This is a genomic window from Brevibacillus sp. RS1.1 (assembly GCF_013284365.1).
Taxonomy (GTDB): Bacteria; Bacillota; Bacilli; order Brevibacillales; family Brevibacillaceae; genus Brevibacillus; species Brevibacillus brevis_D.
On record NZ_JABSVA010000001.1, the window covers coordinates 1,215,795 to 1,237,091 of the forward strand.

At 53.7% G+C, this 21,297-nt stretch carries 2 protein-coding genes; both read right to left on the bottom strand.

Annotated elements, in window-relative coordinates; all coding sequences use genetic code 11:
* Positions 1–7: 7 nt before the first annotated feature.
* Entirely contained in the window at positions 8–5,533 is a 5,526-nt protein-coding gene (locus HP570_RS05315) for an SDR family NAD(P)-dependent oxidoreductase (RefSeq protein WP_173625095.1), read from the bottom strand.
* 24 nt (positions 5,534–5,557) lie between these two features.
* The gene (locus HP570_RS29345) at positions 5,558–21,295 is read right to left on the bottom strand and encodes an SDR family NAD(P)-dependent oxidoreductase (RefSeq protein WP_217364495.1); all 15,738 of its coding nucleotides are present in this window, start codon (positions 21,293–21,295) and stop codon (positions 5,558–5,560) included.
* Between the last annotated feature and the right edge of the window lie 2 nt (positions 21,296–21,297).

Below are 21,297 nucleotides of genomic sequence, written 5' to 3' on the forward strand. Positions count from 1 at the left end.
CCCTTTCTTATGACGTGATTTCCGATCGTCCGACAAAACGGGACACAGCTTGTGCCATCTGGTTCAACGTCGTCCAATCTGTAAAAGCCTGCATTTCCACTTCCACCATGAAGCGTCTGTTAAGCTTGCTTAAAAGCTCGGCCAGCTGGACCGTATCCAATCCGTATTCCGCAAACTCAGCGTTCGGGTCGATTTCGTCGGGATGGACTTCCAGCAAACGGGACGCTTCCCCGATCAATTCATGCAAAATCAGGTCGGCTTGACCGGACGGCCCAACCGGTTGGCCTCGTTCTATGTTCATACCAGCAATGAGATCAGGAAGTGCAGGCAGCTCCACCATTGACCTGTAATCGCCACTGAAGCCCGGAGTGTCGAACATGACGTCTATTCGCCTTTCCGAAGCAAAGCCTGCTTCCAGGACACTCTTCGAAGCTTTAATAAATGCCATCTGCTCGATCGGACTTGCAAGCAGCGTCTCCAACGCCTCCATCGCATCCGAAGGCGTTATCGAACCGATGCCGTCATGCGCCATCCTTGCCTGGTATTCGTCCGAAGCGACAATGCCCGCACTTCCCCAGTAGCCCCAATTCATTATCTTCACCGCACACGGCCAGTCACAGGCCAAACGGATAGCGAAGGCATCCTTAAACGTGCAGCCTGCTGCATAATTGCTTTGACCGGCCCTTCTAGCGAAGGACATCATGCCTGAGAAAAACAAAACAAAATCAAGCGGCTCTCTTCGGAATATTTGCGCGAGCCGTACACTGACGTCAATCTTTGCTCCAAGCCCTGCCCGGAAGTCGTCCTCCTGCATATTAGCGAGGCTTTGGTCACGCAGGACGATTGCAGCATGAACGACACCATGAATGGCGCCGAAACGTGCTTTGATGACCTGATAAGCATGATCCAGTGCTTGGGCATCCGTTGCGTCCGCCTCTATATAGAATGGCTTTGGCCCCGTAGTGGACACCCGTTCGATTGATGCGCTGATCGACTCATCCTGCCTGCGGCGTCCAAGCCAGACGATCTGTGCCTGATAGCGGCGGATCATGTACGCCGTCCAGACTTCACCAATACCTCCGGCCCCGCCAATAACGACATAGACGCCGCCTTTCCGGTAACCGTTGTGCTGTATGCCAGAGGCGATATTCACGGGAGCCAGCCTTTGACATAGCCATTCCCGCCCCCTTAAGCACCACGTGTTTCCTTCCGCATCGGGAGGAAGTGTCGACAGCGTTTCAATTGAAGTCTCCCAGCCGGGCTCCAAATCCAGTAAACGAATCTGCCAATTGGGATATTCCTTTGCAAGCGCACCTATTAGTCCATGCACACTCGCATGAACGGGATTAATCCTGTCTCCCGTGTATGCCCGCTGGGTTTGGAAGGTGAGGAAATCGACACTCAGCCTTTTCCCGCCATATCCGGCGTGTAGCAGCGCCTTGATCAAGCGGAATAGCAAAAGGACACCAACCTCCTGCTTAGCAAGGAGTGAATCGTCATGAAGCAAAAATTCGGAAGGCGGCGCAAGCCAAAATAAATGATCGATAGCGCCGAATCGTGCCAGCACCATAGCGATTTGCTCGATATCATCCTCTTCGCCTACGTTGACTGTAAAGGCGTTCGGATAATGAACCAAGAGAGCCTCCCGGCTTTCAGCCGTTCCTCCGATGATCACAACGCTTCGGCTGTTCGCTCCGGGGTACGCAGGCCTGGATTCAACAGTCACAGGCTCCCAAACAGGTGTAAGCAAAACATGTTCAAACGCTTCTGGACGGTTCTCCGGATCGCGGATAAAGCGCTGCTTCTCAGCTGCCAAGTCTGGACTAGCTTCAGCTTCGTTCCGCTTGCCGCTGCCCGGTAGCCAGTACGTTTTGCGTTCAAAAGGATAACCCGGCAAACTCACTCGCCTAGTTGGCTTGTTCTCATACATCCGGCTCCAGTCTACCTTCAGACCCTTCACCCATAATGCCCCAAGCCTGTCAACATTCCGGAGCTCGATCCACCGATTTACACGGCTTGCAAGATCGTCATCCGCTCCAATCGAGGCCAACTGATCCTTATCTGATTTCGCATGGCCTCGGTATATCGATCCGTCATCCGACGTCTTGCTCAAAAAACTTCGTAAGCGAAGGGACAACTCTCCCATCGAAGCCGCTGTAAAAGCAAGCCTTTCATCCATCGCCTCGCGGCCGATTTGAAGCGTATATGCGATCTCCGCCAATTCCGCATCCGCCAATGATCCGCTGTCCAAAGCCGAAAGCAGTCTCTCCGCCTGAATACGCAGCCGCTGCTCGTTCGGGGCCGACAGCAGAATAAGCACCTCTTCACTAGCGGATGTTTCTTTTTGGACTTCACTTACAGGCGGAATATACTCCTCGAGCACAATATGCGCATTGGCGCCGCCTGCGCCAAAGGAAGAAATGCCCGCAATTCTCGGATACTCTTCCTCTCTGCCGTTCAGACGAACGACGGGTCTATCCCAATCCGTCAGATCCTGCTGGACCATAAAAGGCGTGTTTTTCATCGGAATATTTTGGTTTAGCGTACGCGCATGCAAGCTCGGTACGAGCTTCCGATGCTTCATTTGCAGCACGATTTTCGTTACGCCGGCCACACCGGCCGCCGCCTCAAGATGACCGATATTCGATTTGACCGAACCGATCGCGCAATATTGGTTATCCTGCGTATCTTGGCGGAACGCTTGCGTCAGCCCGGTAATTTCGATCGGATCGCCCAGCTTGGTGCCCGTACCGTGCGCTTCGATATAGCTTACCGTTCTGCTGTGAATGCCAGCTTTGTCGAGCGCTTGCCGGATCAGCTGTCCCTGGGCATTCGGATTTGGAACGGTGTAGCCATTTGTTTTGCCGCCATGATTCACGCTGGTGGCTCTGATCACGGCATGAATCCGGTCACCGTCCGCAATGGCTTGCGACAGCCGTTTCAGCAGTAAAACACCTACCCCTTCTCCCGGAACGAAGCCGTTGCCGCCGCTGCCGAAGCTTCTGCATTTGCCGTCGGTGGACAGCATCCCATGGGCGCTAAGCTCGATATAATTAGACGGATGAAGATATAGGTTGACGCCTCCAGCCATTGCCAATTCGCATTCCCCGCGCAAAATATGCTCGCAAGCTTCATGAATAGCGGTTAACGAAGAGGAACACATCGTATCGATCGGCATGCTAGGACCATTGAAGTCAAACAAGTACGAAACTCGATTGGCCACGGAGCTAAAAGACGTAAAGGGAAGCATGCGCTCTCCCTGTTTTTTAAACACAGGCCCGTATAGGTTAAACCCTGTCTTCGTTATTCCGGCGAAAACGCCGACTCGGCCGCCGTACTGCGAAGCCAGATGCTCTCTCGTGCAGCCCGCATCCTCAAGCGCATGCCAGCAGCTTTCGAGAAAGAGCCGTTCCTGAGGGTCCATGCAGGACGCCTCCAGCGGCGATATTTTAAAGAAGAGCGGATCAAAGCATGTTGCATGCTCCAGAAATCCGCCCCACTTGCTATAGCTTTTCCCCTCGGCGACCGCAATCTCCGAATTGGACTCATAGAAACCTTCGACCGGCCAACGATCCCCGGGAATTTCGGTTATGCAGTCCATGCCTGCGGCAAGATTTCGCCAGAACGCGTCCAAATCTTCGGCCTGCGGATATCTGCCGCTCATCCCGATAATCGCGATCGGCTCCTTCTCTGCCGGCTGACCACTCTTGCTGACAATGTCGGCCAATCTGCTGACCGTTTGATCACTTTCACCGATCGGTGACAACCGGGGCGTCACACCCGAGGACGAGGCTGCTGCCGCGTTATTTTTCTCCTGTGTATCTTTCTCGGCCAGTCCAATCCAATTGAGACATTGATGCGGATACGTTGCGCTCAAATAATCGGCTACGCCTCTTAGTGTCCTGAATTCGTAAAAGAGCGTTTTAGAAAGCTCACCGAATTCATTCGCGAGATTGCGGTTCAACTCGGTAATCATAATCGAATCAATGCCATACGTTTCCAACGGTTCATCCGGATCAATGCTGTCCGGATTGAGCCTTGTATAGCCCGAGAACAAATGAATCAGTCGTTTCAGGGTCCGCTTGTCCAAGTTTGGATCCAGCTTGACGCCTTCGACAATCTCGGTCGAAGAGCGGCTTCGGTCATTTTCTACAAAACGGGTTAGCTTATCACCAGCACCGTAGAGTACCATGACCCGGCTCCCTCCGCTTGCAAGCGAAGCGTAGAATGCACGGATGCCGATCGTTCCCGGCATCGCCGCCATCCCGGTCTCACGTTCCAATGCTTCCTCAGCTCCGGATTCGAGCTGCATCCCGTTCGATCTCCAGAGCGGCCAGTTGATTGCGATCATTCCTGACCTGTTGCGATCCGTCTGTTGTCTCCATACGGTATAAGCATCCATAAAGCCGTTCGCCGCCGCATAGTCTGCTTGGCCAACATTGCCATATACACCCGCTACGGATGAGAAGACAGCAAACACGTCCAGCTTGATATCCTTGCTAGACCGGTCCAAATAGACGAGTCCCTTCACCTTCGGACTGAGCACCTCGATAACCTGATCACGCGTTTTGCGGTACAAATATTCATCGCGGATGATACCTGCCACATGTAGAATCCCATTCAAGCCGCCATATTGAAGTCGAATTGCATCGATCAATGCAGCAACTTGACGTTCTTCGCATAGATCAACCTGCCTATATTCAACCTTAGCGCCAAGAGCCGCCATCCGTTCGATTCGGCCGGATGCTTCGTCATCCAGCGTTGCCGATCTTCCGATTAGTATAAGAACAGGCAGGCTCACCTGCCTTGCGATTTCCTCAGCAAATAACAGGCCGAGTGCGCCCGCTCCGCCTGTTATTAAATAGATGCCGCGGTCTTTCCATGGCATTCGCTCCTGCTCCTGCAGGATCGTCTCCTTCTTCCACGCGGAACGGTAGCAGCGACCGTGCCGGGATTGGACAGCACTTGTGCTGCCGCCCCCCCAAGCACCTGCCTCGAACGCACCGGCAATATCTCCCTTACCATTTTCCGACCATTCCAGACATTCTACCGTGAGCTTCGGATTTTCTGCACGTGCGGTTAACAGTAAGCTGTATAATCCGACAAGCCATGGCGACTCCTCTTTATTTGCGATGAAAAGCTGCACAAGCGTTTCCCGGCCGGTGTGATTATGCAGAAGGCGCTGGAGGCGGTCGACGATTTGGAGTGTATAAGCCTCATACCTCTGCTCGATCGGCTGCTCTGAGAATTCAAGAACAAGCCATTCGGCTTTGCCTGTCATGCAATTTAATTTATCTGCGCGGACCTCGATCGACTCGCCAAATATGATCAATCGGTCTTGATTGACCCCAGGGGAGTCCGCTGGAAACTTTGCAATTTCCTCTTCGGACGGCCGAAAAAGCAGCACGCCGTAATCATCATTTGCTTCGGATGGGGCGCTCTGCTTATACTTGTTCAACATTCGAAGGGCCTCTGGCTTGGACAGACGGCCCTCTTTGACTCCACTCAACACTTCTTGCAAGAAATCTCTCATATTGACCTCCCGGTTAGAAGCCTGCTAAGACAAAGATGATAGGATTCGTTCCGCTTTCTGGACGGCGGTCTCCAACGTTATGGTTTCGTCGAGAAACTGATCTAGTAGATCACTGAAGCCGTCTTCATCCGTCTTTGCCTCTTCCCGTTGCTCCGCTTTCTTTACCCAATGGCTTTCATTGGCAAAGGGGTATGTCGGCAATGGAATCCGCTGCTGCTCCCCTTCCAGAAACAGCTTGCGTAACTCCAGCGGATAACCGTGAACAAACAGCTCGGCACAAGCCAGCAGATGCTCTCGTGCCAGGCCGTCGACATTATCTCGGTATGCCTGGATGCTCTGATTGACTTCGTCGATTCGCCGCTCTTCTTCATCCCGCACCCCGACAGGCTGCAGCTCTGCTTGGACAACGTCTTGCGCATGGCCATTATCCAACCATTCGCCAAGCCGTTCGAGTAGCTCATGCTGCGAGGCGGCGACGCATGCAAGCCGGTGCTTCAATTGCTTACGTCCTGCCAGCAGCGTAAAGCTGACCGCGGCGCAGTCCAACTGCGGGGAGTGTCTGCAGTGCGCAGCAAGCCTTTCAACCTGTTGGCGCAGCTGTACCGCGGTCCTTCCCGACAGCACGAACAAGTATGCGGACCTCGCCTCCCGTCTGCGAACCGGCTGAGGAGCTTCCTCAAGAACAAGATGCGCATTCGTTCCACTGAATCCGAATGAGCTAATGGCCGCCATTCGTTTCGTTCCCTCGCCAAGTGTCCAATCCCTAAGCTCCGTATTGACGTAAAAGGGACTATTTTCGAAAGCAATGCTTGTGTTGCCCTTTTCAAAATGGAGTGAAGGTGGCAGTTTTTTGTGACGCAATGACAGAATAATTTTCAAAAAGCCCGCAATGCCTGCGGCAGCAGCCGGATGGCCGAGATTCGATTTAATCGAACCGACCGCGCAATAGCGGTTATCGTCCGTATAATGTCTGAATGCCCGGGTCAGGGCCTGAAACTCGATCGGATCTCCCAGCTTCGTTCCCGTTCCATGCGCCTCCACCAACTGAATATGGCGCGGATTGATGCCGAAGCTATCATACACATGCCGCAGTAAGCGCTCCTGTGAATTCGCACTTGGTGCCGTAATGCCGTTTGTCGTGCCGTCTTGATTGATGCCGCTGCCGCGGATCACGCCATAAATATGATCGCCGTCGGCAAGCGCATCCTTCAAACGTTTGAGAACAACCGCACCGGCGCCTTCTCCCGGCACGAAGCCGTCGGCCCTTTCGTCAAAAGCATGGCATCGGCCGGTAGGAGAAAGCATACCAGCACGATTGGAGACGGTATAAAATTCAGGCGTTGATTGGATGAATACGCCGCCCGCGAGTGCCATGTCCGTTTCCCTTGTCCACAGGCTTTGACAGGCCAGATGAATCGCAACCAGCGAACTGGAGCACGCTGTATCCACTGTTACCGCAGGCCCCTGCAGGTTCAGGTAATAAGCGATCCGTGCAGGTATGACGGATCCTGCATTACCCCAGAACGCCTGAGCCGGCGCTTCGTCTCCAAACAATCTCGCGTAATCGCTGCCGCAGCTTCCGACATAGACGCCGCATCGTCGCGTATGCTCTCCCGGTCCCGCATATCCAGCATCCTCCAGCGCTTTCCACGATTCCTCGAGAAAAATGCGCTGTTGAGGATCCATGTAATCGGCTTCCACGCCAGTGATGTTAAAGAAAAGCGGATCGAAGCAATCAATTGAGCTTAGAAAGCTTCCATGTCGGCAGCTTTTGACCCCTTCCGGATCCGAGCCGCTCCTACGGAGTTCCCAGCGCGTCACTTCTTCTACCAGATCGGTCCCTGCCTCAAGATGTGACCATAGCTCCTTTACCGAATCCGAACGAGCAAAACGGCCGCTTATCCCGACAATGGCCACCGGTTCTAAAGGCGTTGGAACCTGTGGCATGTTTGCATTCTCCATAGCAGAAGAACCGCCTTCGGGTTCGGACAGGTAATCGCCTCCAGGTATACGCACCACAATCTTGCCGATATTTTTCCGGTTCTCCAACTGACGATAGGCTTCTTTAAAATCAGAGAGAGCGTAAACGCCGCCGATTGTCGGCCGTATGACCCCTTGCCTAATCAGAGCTGTCAACTCATCCCAATAAGCTTGTATCGCAGCCGGTTGTTCGGCTGACAACGCTCTTAAGTCAACGGAATGGAACGCCCTGTTCTCGTTCAACAGCGACAAGTCGATGCTTCGCGCGGACTTCAGCGCGGTTAAGGCGAGCTCAATATACCGGCCTCCCGGCGCCAAACACCGGAATCCTTTCGACATCGCGTCCCCGGACAGTGTGTTCACAACGATCTGTACCCCTTGCCCGTCCGTAAGCCTCTTGAGCTCCTGCTCAAAATCGTCTTCTCTGTAATTGATGAGCTTTGAAACACCGATACCCGCAAGATAGTCCAATTTTTCCTTGGAGCCTGCGGTAGCGTAAATTTCCGCGCCGTAATGGCGGGCTAGCTGTACGGCCATCAAACCGATTCCTCCCGCCGCCGTCTGAACAAGCACCTTGTCGCCGGGTTTGACTGCCGTTTTGCGAAAGGCGTCCATCATCGTAAGACCGACTGCCGGCAGCGAACAAGCTTCTTCGAAGGACAGAAAGTCCGGCTTTGGAAGAAGCGACTGCTCCGAGCATACGATGTAGGTCGATTGCGCGCCTATATTCTCCCCTCCGATCACAACCACTTGATCACCACGCCGGACGGAGGTCACCGCTTTCCCTGTATCGATGACAACACCACTTGCCTCAAAGCCAGGCGTAAAAGGAAAAGGCGGCATCACTGGATACAGACCTTTGGCGCAAAGTAGATCGCCGAAGTTCAATGAAAAGGCGCGTACCTCAACCAGCACATCATGCTCCGTCAGCGACGGCACTGCCGATTGTTTTAATTGAAGCTCGTCGATACCGCCGGGGCGTTCAACGACTATATGATGGCGTACCCGCGGCTTCTGATTCTTTTCCGCCAGCTCGAAGGTAACTACATCTTCGGCGGCTCGATACCCGTCCTCTGATTCCCCAGACGCCGGAGCCCGTTCTTCAGCCATAACCTGCGGCGGGGATTGGACTGCGTTTTTATCCAACTGCCGGTACTTGCTCAGCAGTTCCTGCCGATGCTCGCGAAGCAGCCAATCGGATAGCCGCTCGACGCTGTTATAGTCAAAAATGATCGTCGTCTGCAGCTGCGTCCCACAGTGCTCATTCATGATGTTAATGAGGTTGACCGCAATGATGGAATCGACGCCGTAATCCGAGAAGCTCCGATCGTCCTGGATTCGGCCTGCATCGATTTGCAGAGCATCCGCCACCGCTGTTCGAATAACCGTTTGGATAAACGAACCAAGCGCCCGGTCGGAAACGTCACCGGCACCGTCTGTGCCGTTTGTTCCGCTTGTGGACGGACTGATCAGGAGCGGCTCCTGCTCCTGGAAATCCGACGGGACGCTCTCGTTACCGCTCAAGTACTGTCGGTATACGCCGTCGCTCTCCGCTGCAATAACAGCGGCGCCTAGAAAATGACCTTTCCGTGCCGGATAGAAGATGCTCCGGAAACCTTCCTCCGTCAAAAGCCGCTGCCACATTTCCGTAGTTAGCACCGGACTGCCGGGAATGCGTACTTCGGCATCCTCATGCAGCCACCAGCCTTCCAGTAACCCGAAAGTCACGTGCATGAACAGGCGGTTTGTGTGGATCTCGTTAATCAGCAATAACCCGCCAGGGCGAAGGGCTGCCTTTGCATGACGCAACGTACGGCTTATCCGTGCAGTGGCATGGAGCACATTCGTTGCTATGACAAGATCGAAGCTTCCTTCTTCAATCCCTTGCTCGGCAAGCGGACGTTCAATATCGACCATTTTGCAGGATAAGTAAGGAGCCTGAGCCCCATACGTCTGCTTTCCGTGAATCAGAAACGCCTTGGATAAATCCGTGTAAAGGTAGTCGGCCATGTGGGTTTGATACGGTTCTAGCCGCTTGAGTACAACCGCACTCGTCCCTCCCGTACCCGCTCCGATCTCCAGGATCCGTATCTTGGACGACTTGTCCAGCGCCATACGTTCCTGCACATAAGCCGCCGCCGTATCCGCAAGCGCTTCATTGAAAAAATCAGCCATCAGATTGTTTTTGTAAACAGACTCCACCAATCCGAAGGAACCGTTCGGGAAAATAACATCCGTTGCCGGTAATTCTCCGACCAAAATGCGCTGGAGGGCGTGCAACGTTTTTTCTGCCAACTCGGCTTGTGTATTCATATTGTCGTTGCTCTTCCATTTGCTTCTCGTCTGGTACCATTGACGCCACTCTCCATCCAGGTCCAGAGGGCGTGTGTCCAATATGCGCACCGTGCCGTCCTCTCGCCGAACATAACCAGCCCGTTCGAAGGCGGCTATGGTTTCTTGATGCCATTTGTAGTAGGCCGGCAGCATCCCGGACGCACCATCTTCCACACTGCTAAGCCAGCCGCGTTCTCTGTAGATCGCCCACATCAATTTGCAAATGGCTGCGTCCAGCAACGCCATGGGGTGCCCCATATCGGATTGTATACGCCCAAGCCGCGAATCATCTGCTTCCTGCAATCGGTTTCGAATTCCTGGAAGCAGGGAGCTGCGGTCAGCCTGCATAACTAGACGTTCATCATGCAGCAATCCTGCAAGCGGTACCGGCTTTGTCATCTTCAGCATCACCAGTTGGTCCAATGGTCCTCCAAGCAGCAATTCCAACGCTGCCATTGCCTCGTCCGGTTCAATGGAAGCGACGCCAAGCGACGCCATTTTCTTCCGGTACTCCTCCGAGGCAACGACGCCTACGCTTCCCCAATAACCCCAATTCATCACCTTGACCGGGAAGGGCAGCTCCTTGCCAAGCCGGTGGGCAAAAGCATCCTTGAAGGTGCAGCCGGAAGCATAATTACTTTGACCAGCCGGTTTGGTATACGAATTAATGGAAGAAAAGAACAGCATAAAATCAAGCTGCTCAGTCGCGAATACTTGTGCCATCCGAGCGCTGATATCCACTTTCGCCGACAGCGCCGCGCGGAAGCGTGCTTCATCCATGTTTGCTAAGCTTTGATCCAGCAGGACGATAGCGGAATGGATGACGCCATGGATTGCGCCATAGCGTGACTTCACTTCGTCGACGGACCGCTGCAAAGACTGTTTGTCTTTGGCATCGGCCGAAATATACCACGGCTCTATCCCATAAGCCGCACCCAGTCGATCAATCTTATGCTGAATGGTTTCATCCAGCGATTTTCGGCCAATCCAAACAACTCGTCCTCTATATTGGCGGATTATATATTCAGTCCACGCCTCGCCGATCCCGCCGGCACCGCCGATGACGACATAAACGCCGCCTTGACGGTAAAGGCTTTGCTTCGGTATGGCTGTGGCCACCGGAAGTATTCGTTGACGATACCATCGGTTATCCCGACAGGCCCATACGTGACCTTCCGGGTCGGCTGGCAGACGGAACAATTGATCAAACGAAAGGCTGCCCCCATCTTCCAAATCGACAACCCGTATCGCCCATAGCGGATATTCCTTGGCGATCGCACCGGCCAATCCGTGTACGCTGGCAGCGGAAGAACGCACGGCGTCATCGCGTTGGACCGAAACGGCTTGCTGGGTGATGAAGCTCAAGGCAATACGCTTGCTCCCATAACCCAGCGCCAATAAGGCCTTGACGAGGCGAAACACATGAAGGACGCCCTTTTCCTGTTCTTCGATGGGAGCATCCGAAGCGGCAACTCCAACCGGTTCCCGTCCCGCAATCCACAACAGATGCTCGAATTCGCCGCACGCCCTTAGCTTGTGGGCCATCTCCTCGATCGTATCTGAAGCCTTCAGGATGATGCTCGGCGCTGCCGGCCACTCATGCTGATTTTCACGAACGGCCGCGCTTTCGTCCTCCGCAATGATTACGGTCCGATTCGGCGGCTGGACGCCACTTGTTTCTACTTCCGCCTCGTCCCAGACGTAAGTCAGTAGATCCGACAAGTTCTGGTCAGACTTCCCGAAAGCATAAGCCGTGTTCGACGAAATCGCGTTATCCGTCGCGTTCCGATCCGTTAAACGGGACGAAAATCCCTTTATGGCCACGCATACGTTCCCTTGTTCATCACACAGATCGATATCAAGCTTATGAATGTGGCCGTCTGCAGCCTCGCCGCTTGTTGGCCGCAGCCAAGCCCACATAACCGTTGCGCAGCGGTCAAACAGCTCAAGCTCATCGATTGCAAACGGGAGCTTCATCTTGTTCTCTTCCGTCCTGTCCATAAAGACAACCGCCGCTTGCAAGGCGGAGTCCATCATGCTTGGGTGCATCGTGTAACGATCCTTCGTGCTCTGGACGCTCGCCGGGAGCAAGAGCTTGGCGAGTACGCCCTCCGGCCCTGTGTAAACCTCGTCCAATCCACTTTGCCCGGAACCGTATTGAATACCCATTCGTTCAAATGCCTCGTAGCAGCTCTGAACGGACTGCTTCTGCGTCAGCGTAGTTTTCAACGCTTCAAGCAACACCACAGGTCGTTCCCGCATCTCGAAGAATTCTCCTGCCCCTTGACAATGGAGAACGCTCTCTTCCTCGATCTGGCTCGTAACCCGGTAGCTGACGTCTCCGTTTTGTTCCCGCTTCATCCCGATCCGAACGTCCAGAGGCTTGGCAGCCACAATCATAGGCCGTGCCCAAACGACTCGTTTCAGACGGATCCCGAAACTGCTCTCCCGCTCGCCGCCTGCCATCATCCGAATCGCGGCTTGAGCCATCTCCAAATAGGCGACACCGGGCATAACCGGTTCGCCGTTCACGACGTGATCCCTGATGAAGAATTCCTCACCTGTAAAGGTCGAGCTGTATTTCATGCTCTGGAAATCTGATGTATTTCTTTGTACCAATGGGTGGAGTACGGCTTGCTTTGTCGCATCACTTTCCGTCTGCGCATCCGCATGCAGTTTGACTTCCGGCACCCAATACCGTTCATCGGCAAAAGGATAGGTAGGCAGCGGAATTTTGAAATCCCTTCCGTTCGCGAACAGCTCGTGATAATCAAGCTCGTAACCTTGTACGTAAAGCTCGGCTATCGATGACAAACGTTCCATATAGTCTGCAGCGCCGTCCGCATGTTGCAACTCGCGAATGCACTGGTTTCCATACCGTTTCAAAGCAAGCTGCTGCCGCGCTCCATTGGCGTCTAGCTCGGACTGGAATATCCGCGGCGTGGCCTCACTGCCGATCCACGAAGACAGCAAGGACGCTAATTCACGGGTATCACGGACGACAAGCGCCAGTCTGTGATGGAAGTGTTTCCGGCCTGTAAGCAGCGTAAAGCTTATGCTGCCGCAATCAGCGCCAGCGTTGGCTAAACTGTAATCCAGAAGCTGTTCCGCTTGTCGGCGCAGCTGCTCCTGCGTACAAGCCGACAAGACGATCAGATAGCCCTGTCGTTTGACGGACTTACGCTCGATTGCAGGGGCTTCTTCAACAACAAGATGCGCGTTCGTCCCGCTGAACCCGAACGAGCTGACGGCTGCGCGGCGCCTGCTTCCAGCCTCGGCCTCCCAACTCCTCAGCTCGGTATTGACATAAAACGGACTTTCTTTAAAGTCAATGCCGGGGTTGCCGTTTCTAAAATGCAAGGACGGCGGCAGCTGCTTATATTTGAGCGCCAGCAGTACCTTGAGCAAGCCGGCAATACCCGCAGCGGCTGCAGCATGGCCCATATTGGTCTTGACGGAGCCGATGGCGCAGTACTCCCGTCGCTCCGTATAATGGCGAAACGCATTCGTCAGAGCTTGATATTCGATCGGATCGCCCAATCGCGTGCCGGTTCCGTGTGCTTCGACCAGCTGTATACTTTCTGGATCAATGTCAAATGAATCGTAAACATCCCGTTCGAGACGCTCCTGGGATAACGCGCTTGGAGCCGTAAGACCGTTCGTTGTACCGTCCTGATTTATGCCTGTGCCTATGATGACGCCATAGATGTTATCACCGTCTGCCTGTGCGTCACGGAGCCGCTTCAGAACGACAGTTCCCACACCTTCACCGGGTACAAAGCCATCTGCCCGTTCATCGAAAGTGTGGCACCGTCCCGACGCGGACAGCATACCCGCTTGATTGGCGCTCTCATAAAAGCTTGGTGTCGACTGAATAAAAACACCGCCGGCCAGCGCCAATTCCGTTTCCCCGGACCTTAAGCTCTGGCAGGCCATGTGGACAGCGACAAGCGAGCTGGAGCACGCGGTGTCGATGGTTACCGCCGGTCCGTGCAAGTTAAGATAATAGGCGATTCGTGCAGGAATGACCGAACTGGCATTGCCCCAAAACGCAGGTGCCGGCGCCTCCTTGCCCATCAGTCGGGCATAGTCGCTTCCGCTGCTGCCGACAAACACGCCGCATTTTCGCCCATCCATTCCCGCTCCGGCATAACCGGCATCTTCAAGCGCTTTCCACGCTTCCTCTAGGAATAAACGCTGTTGAGGATCCATATAATTCGCTTCGTAACCCGAAATGTTAAAGAAAACGGGGTCGAAACGGTCGATCGCATCGACATAGCTACCTTTCGAACAGAAACTGTTTTTCCCTGCCTTGTATGGGCTAAGATCCCAGCGGCTTGCCTCCTCGATCAAATCCGTCCCGTTTGCCAGATTGGCCCAAAATTCCTCCAGCGTTTCCGACTTGGCAAACCTGCCGCTCATCCCGATCACGGCAATGGGCTCCGGATCCCGGCCTTGTTCCCCGCTGTGCGGTGCTCTTGGTAGTTCCGCATTGCCCAATCGCTTGACTAAAGTCGCCGTTTCTTGATATCGATAAGGCTCTGTAACCGTAACGACGAGCTTTCCGATGGCCGTCCGATCCTCAATAGACCGGTAAGCATCCGCCACCCGTTCAAACGGGATAACCCCATCAATGACAGGGCTTATCGTTCCTGCTTCGACAAGCGCAAGCATCTCCTCGACATAACCGCGTAGCTCGGCTGGATTCTCGTTAGCAAGCTTTCTTGAATTGATGCTGTAAAAGGTCTGATTCTCATCCAGCGCTGATAAATCGATCGTCTTCGCGGTTTTGAGTGCCGTCATCGCCAGCTCGATATAACGGCCTCCCGGCGCCAGACAGTTGATTCCTTTCTGAATGGCGTCCCCGGGAAGCGTATTGATAATGACATCGATTCCATTACCGCCGGTTAGCCTGTCGATCTCTTTCTCGAAATCGGTCTCCCTGTGATTGATCCTATAGTTCACACCGAACGTTTCCAAAAACTCAAGCTTACGGTTGGACCCGGCTGTAACATATATTTCCGCACCATAATGACGCGCAAGCTGTACTGCGATAAGTCCTGTTCCGCTTGCCGCGGTATGGATGAGAATTTTCTCGCCTTTCTTGAGATCCGCTTTGCGGAAAGCGTTGATCATCGTCATGGCGGCTGCCGGAATGGTGCAAGCCTGCTCAAACGTGAGGTAATCCGGCTTCTTGAACAACTGGTCTTCCCGGCAGGTGATCATGGTGGAATGTCCGCCGAAAGAAGCTCCAAGCGCCACAATCACTTCATCGCCCGTGCGAACGGTCGAAACGTCGGCACCGGAGGCTACAACAACCCCACTTGCCTCAAAGCCCGGTGTGAACGGGTATGCCGGCATGGTTGGGTATAGACCCTTCAAGCAGAGAAGATCGCCGAAATTCAGCGCAAAGGCACGGACGGCGATGCGAACCTCATCGGAACTCATCTCTGGGACGCCGGATTGTGCAATCCGCAGCGAATCAACGCCCCCGGGCCGCTCGATCACGACATGGTGATACGTCTGCTCTTCCGCAGGAAGGGGAGCGCTCTGACGCTCACTGACTGCAGGCGCCAGGGATCCTGCCGGTTGCGATAGAAAGCGATTGCTCAACGCAGGCATGCGAAGGCCGTTTTGGACGGGCTGCTTTGCCGATGCCCCTAGGGCTCGTGCGCCCTCTTCCTCTCTGTCGGCAGCTGGTTCACTCCGCTTGAGAAGAACGGTTATTTGATCCGTATGCTCCTTGATCAAAAACGCACATAACCGCTTCACGTTATTGTAATCAAACAGCACCGTTGTCTTGAGAATAAGGCCGAAGTGATGATTCAGGCTGTTCACGAGACTGACTGCCACGATGGAATCTACGCCGTATTCGGAGAAGCTTTTCTCATCCTGAATACGCTTCTCGTCCATTTTCAAGGCTTGCGCGACATATTCCCGTATCGTCTTCTTGACATAATCTTCCATCCACTGTTCTTCCATATGTTCACCGCTTCGGTCCGTATTGGTTAGGTCATGAAGCCGCTCGTGCCGTTCTCCGGTCGCAAGCCGCTTAGGTTGATCTAATATGCCGTCGCTCAACGCGGCGATAATATGCTGGTCCCATGAAAGTCGACCATCAGAAGGAATCATGATCCCGTGAAAGCCTGTCCGGGCAAGCAGGGACTGCCAGACCGGCACATGCAGGCCCGGACATCCCGGAATTCGAAGCTCCGGATCTTCATAACGCCACCAGCCCTCCAGCAGACCGAATGTCACATGATTGAACACCGTGTTGCCGGTAAGCTCGTTTAACAGAAGCAGTCCGTTTGCGCGCAGTGCGGATTTGACATGATGCAGCGTCTTTTTCATATTGCGGGTCGCATGAAGCACATTAGCCGCAATCACGATATCGAAGCTGCCCTTCGCAATTCCCTGCCCTTCCAACGCTTGTTCGACATCGAATAAATGGAAGGAAAGGTACGGATATTCTTTGCCATACTTCTGTTCCGCATGGAGCAAGAATGATTTGGATACATCCGTGTAGCTAAAATCGATGATATGCGCTTCATAAGGCTTCAACCTCCGAAGCACCGCCTCGCTCGTTCCGCCGCTTCCAGCGCCAATTTCCAAAATCCGTATTTCCGCATTCGGATCAAGCGCAATCCGTTCACGCACGTAATCCGCCGCCGTATCCGCGAGCAGGTCGTTATAAAAGTCGGCTACGCGGTTATTTTTATAAATGCCCTCCACCAGCGCAGCGGACGAACCTGGGAACATGACATCCGTCGGCCTAACGCCATCGGAGAGAATCTCGGAAAGCGCGTGCATCGTCGCCTGCACAAGGGAAGCTTGTGCAGAGACATCGTCATGGCCCAGCCATTTGTTCTTGTTCGCTTCCCATTCCGCCCAGGCTTGCCCGAGAGTTACCGGATCTTGAGCTGGGGCGTAAACGCCGTCTGCCTCCGGCATTAAATAGCCGCTCCGGACCAGCATTGCGACGCTTTCTTGAAACCATCTCCGATAGGAGCTCAGCAATTCCGTTTCCGGGGGTATGTAACCTCCGAAGGCTGATAAAGAGGCCACCCATCCTGTTTCGCAAAAATAAGCCCAAAGCATCCGACACAGTGTGCGGTTCATATCGTTTATTCGATCGATTGCTTCCGACACGTTGGCTTTATCCTGCGCCGTCTCTTCATCGCCACCCAAAATTCGCGATACTCCTCCGGATCCGCTAAGATACTCCGCTATTGTATTGATCGTCATCGTCTTAAACGCGGGCAATTCGGATGGCCGTAATTCAAGCTGACAAGCTTCGAACAGCTGATGAGCCCATTCATTCAGCTTGATCGGGTCCATACCGTATTCCTCCATCTCGGCGTCCGGATCAATCTCGTCTTCCTTCACGCCTAAAATGGAAGCCGCAGCTTTCATCAAAACCGGCCGCAGCTGAACGGCCGTGCGGCTTTCAGAGGAACATGCCTGAAGCGCAAGTTCTCGTTTTGCGATCAACGCCCGAGTTACAAGACCTGTCATCCGAATACAGACGCGGCCTTGGTCATCACATAAGTCGATATCGAATGTGAGATCCCGATCCTTACCATTGCCTTCCTCTGTGACGCTCCGGATATAAGCCCACATCGATGGCGTGCATCCGCGGAACACCTCAAGTGACGTCAACGCAAACGGCAGCGCAAGCAGTGGTTGCCCGTATTCTACTGCAGCCAAACCGATGCAAGCCTGCAAGGCGCCATCCATCATGCTAGGGTGCAGCACAAAGTCATCCCTTGTTTCCACAATCAATGAAGGCATCGACAACTGCGCAAGCAACTGCCCGTCGCCGATATAAATCACGGATACCGAGCGATGCGAGGGACCGTAATGAATGCCCATTCCCTCGAACGCTTCGTAGCATTGCCCACTCGATAACTGTCGTCGCGAGCATTGCTTCCGAATCTCATGGTAATCTAAAACGGGCGGCTCAGCCGCTTCTACAACCAGCACGGTTCCTTGACTGTGCACGTTCTCCCCAGCTAGTTCCTCCGGTGCCCCGGTATAAATCCGATAATCAATTGCCCCGTTGTCACTTGGCTTCAAGGTGATATGCGCATGTACAGGTTCATGGCCTACATGGATCGGCTGCGCCCATACTACCTGTTGCAATCGGACGGATACCTCCGGCAGCGACTTGCCGATGGATAGGACAGCCGCTGCTCGGGCCATCTCCAAATAAGCGACTCCCGGAAGAATGCGCCTACCTTCAACCCGGTGGTCTTCCAAATAAAATTCAGTTCCTTCAAACCGCGAGCTGAAGCGCTGTACGGTGAAATCCGACGTATTGCGGTGCAGCAGTGGATGAAGCGGATCAGCACCCGCTGCCGTTTGGGTGCTTCTCATATCCGGGATCCAGTATCTCTCCTTGGCGAACGGATACGTCGGGAGCGTGATCGGACGAGGCTTTAGCGCATCGTATCGGCGATTCCAATCATAGACACCACCCTGAACCCACCGTTCAAGAACCTTCGATATTTCCTCGTGCTCGAGTATTTCGAGCTTGCTTCCCCTGCTGCCGGACCCAACACTTCCCTTGTACAGCAGTGGAATTCCTTCGCGGCCATCCAAATAAGCGGAGAGCTTATAGTGAAGCTCCTCCATCGATTCAACAGCAACGGCCAACCGTTCTTCATGCTCATCCCTGCCGGTCTGCAGTGTATAAGCAATCTGCGCCAATTCCGCTTCGCTATTTTTCGATTTGCTCATCCACTCGACGAACTGGCGAACCTGCTCACGCAGCCGTTCTTCATTTTTGGCCGACCATATCAGCGCATAAGGAGTTCCTATTTCCAGAGCGGCTGATGCTTCTTCCACATATTCTTCGATGACGACATGGGCATAGGAGCCCGAAAAGCCGAAGGAGCTGACACCCGCCCGTCTCGGAAGTCCGTCCCTTGTGTCCCAGTATTGATTCTCTCGGTTTATGTAAAGCGCCGAGTCTTCCAGTTGGATGTAAGGGTTTATTTGATTAAGCTTTGGCATTGCCGGTATTTGCCGATGCCTCATCTGTTGGATGACTTTGATGACGCCAGCGATTCCGGCAGCACCTTCCGTGTGGCCGATATTCGACTTCACGGAACCGACCGCGCAGAACTGCTTCTTGTCGGTGAAACGCTCAAACGCTTTCTTCAAGCTGCTTATTTCGATCGGGTCCCCGAGTGCCGTACCGGTGCCATGCGCTTCGATATAACCGATCGATTCCGGCTCAATCCCCGCGTCCTCCCAAGCTTTCGCAATGACATGTTCCTCGCCTTCGATACTTGGTGCCGTTAGGGACGGAGTATGTCCTCCATGCAACGCCGCTGAACCTTTTATGACGGCGTAGATGCGGTTGCCGTCTTTCTTCGCTTGCGACAGCGGTTTAAGCAGCATGCTGGCGATCGCCTCTCCTGGTACATACCCGTCGGCGGCTGCATCGAACGTATGGCAGCGCCCAGTAGGAGATAAAGCGCCGATACTACTGAAATACCGGTAGTGCCAGGACGACAACAGCAGATTGACGCCGCCGACAAAGGCCATCTTACACTCCCCGTTTTGCAAGGAACGGCAAGCCGTATGTAAAGCGAATAAAGACGAGGAACACGCTGTATCTATCGCCATGCTCGGGCCTTTCAAATCAAAGATAAACGATACCCGATTGGCGACGACGGTCTGCGCATTGCCTGTCCCCATATGAGGATCGACGGGGAGATTCAATTCCGCGATTCGGTCCGCGTAATCATGAACACACACCCCGACAAATACTCCCGTGCTGCTTCCCGCTAATTGCTTCACAACACCTGCATCCTCCGCGGTTGCGTAGACGCTTTGCAGCAGCAGACGGATTTGTGGATCCATCCATTCGGCTTCTCTTGGCGATATGTTAAAAAATTCCGCATCGAACTTATCGACGTCATCGATAAAGCTGCCCCATTTGCAATACGTCTTATCCTTGGCCTGGCGGTCTTCGTCGAACCAAGGACGGAAATCCCAATGGTCGGGCGGAATCTCTTTGATCAGATCCTTCCGGGATACGATATTTTCCCAAAACATTTCGATATCGGACGATTCTGCAAATAATGCGTCCATCCCAATGATTGCGATATCTTCATAGTCAACTTCGTTTTCTACGATCTGGTCGGAGGTCGACGAATGAGTCTTTGACTTTGCTTCCGCAATCGGTGCAGATGTCGTTCCCAGCAGCTTCTGGAAGGCCTCCCTATGCTCCTTGCCAAAATAGGACGCAAGCTCCTCAATGCTTGGGTACTCGAAGAATAAGGTCGGATAGAGCTCGGAGCCGATTTCCTGTCCAATAACGCCGGTAAGTGCAATAAGCTGGGCGGAGTTTAGACCAAGCTCCATTAAATTCGCCGTAATGCTGAAAGACTTTAACTGGCCATCGGTGACCGTCTCCACCTGACGCACCAAATAGCCGATGATGCACTCTTCCAGAGCCTCGATTCCGCCATCAGCGGAATCATTCGTCGCAGTCTCTTCACGTGGGATTGCTGACAGACGGAGACGCTTGATCGAGCATTCCGTCAGCTCCGCCGCCACTATGCCGGAGTTTTCAATCAGCTCTGCATCGAAGACGATCATTTCGTCCGATTCTTTCAAATGATGGATATGGATCCAGCATTGGTGCAATCGTTCAGTTTTATGGAAGAGCACATCCTTGACTGCAAACGGCAAATAACCGTCCCAACCGGTCGCCTTATTCAAAAGGGGGACGACCGAGAGAAACGCACTGTTCAAAAGCAGAGGATGAATACTCGATTCGGATTCCTCGGAAGCCGATTCACCGGTCAGTTCAGCCTGGACAAGGATATAGTCCTGTCCTTTGTATACACGCTGAATGGTTCTGAAGCTTGGCCCTAATTCAACGGTTCGATTGATCTCATAGATCCGATCCAGCTGCTCGTACAGTTCGGCTGATGCCTGTAGCTCGGCCAGATCCAAAACCCGGTTGCTTACCGGCCCTACAACAAGCTCGCCTTTAGCGGTGAGCCGTCTGTCCTCGGAGGAGAGGTCCCCATACACGGTCTCGAAGCCCGCGGCTTCATAGCTGTCCTTCTCGAGCTTCATCTCGACGATCACCGGCTGCGCAGGATCGACTTTTATAGGGCTGATGAAGGAAAGATTCCGTATTCGGCCGTAGCGTTCCCTCTCATAGAGGGCAAAATAAGCATCCATGGCCATTGAAGCATGAGCGACGCCTATGATAACCGGTTGGCCGCCGACTTTGTGGTCACGCAGAAGCGCCTCATCGTAATGATAGGTTCTCGTCCACCGGCGGTTGGCCCCTTCGAGAGCAGGCCGTTGCGGAATCTGGCTCGCAAGCCGCTGGGCTTCCCGGACTTCCTGAAGCGCCTGCTCGACCTCCAGATTGCCGTTTTGTACCCGTTCAAGAAGACGTTCCAATTCTTCCTTTTTCATGT

Coding starts and splice junctions, on each gene's coding strand:
- HP570_RS05315 (WP_173625095.1), bottom strand. CDS start 5,533: ATGAGAGATTTCTTGCAAGAAGTGTTGAGTGGAGTCAAAGAGGGCCGT.
- HP570_RS29345 (WP_217364495.1), bottom strand. CDS start 21,295: ATGAAAAAGGAAGAATTGGAACGTCTTCTTGAACGGGTACAAAACGGC.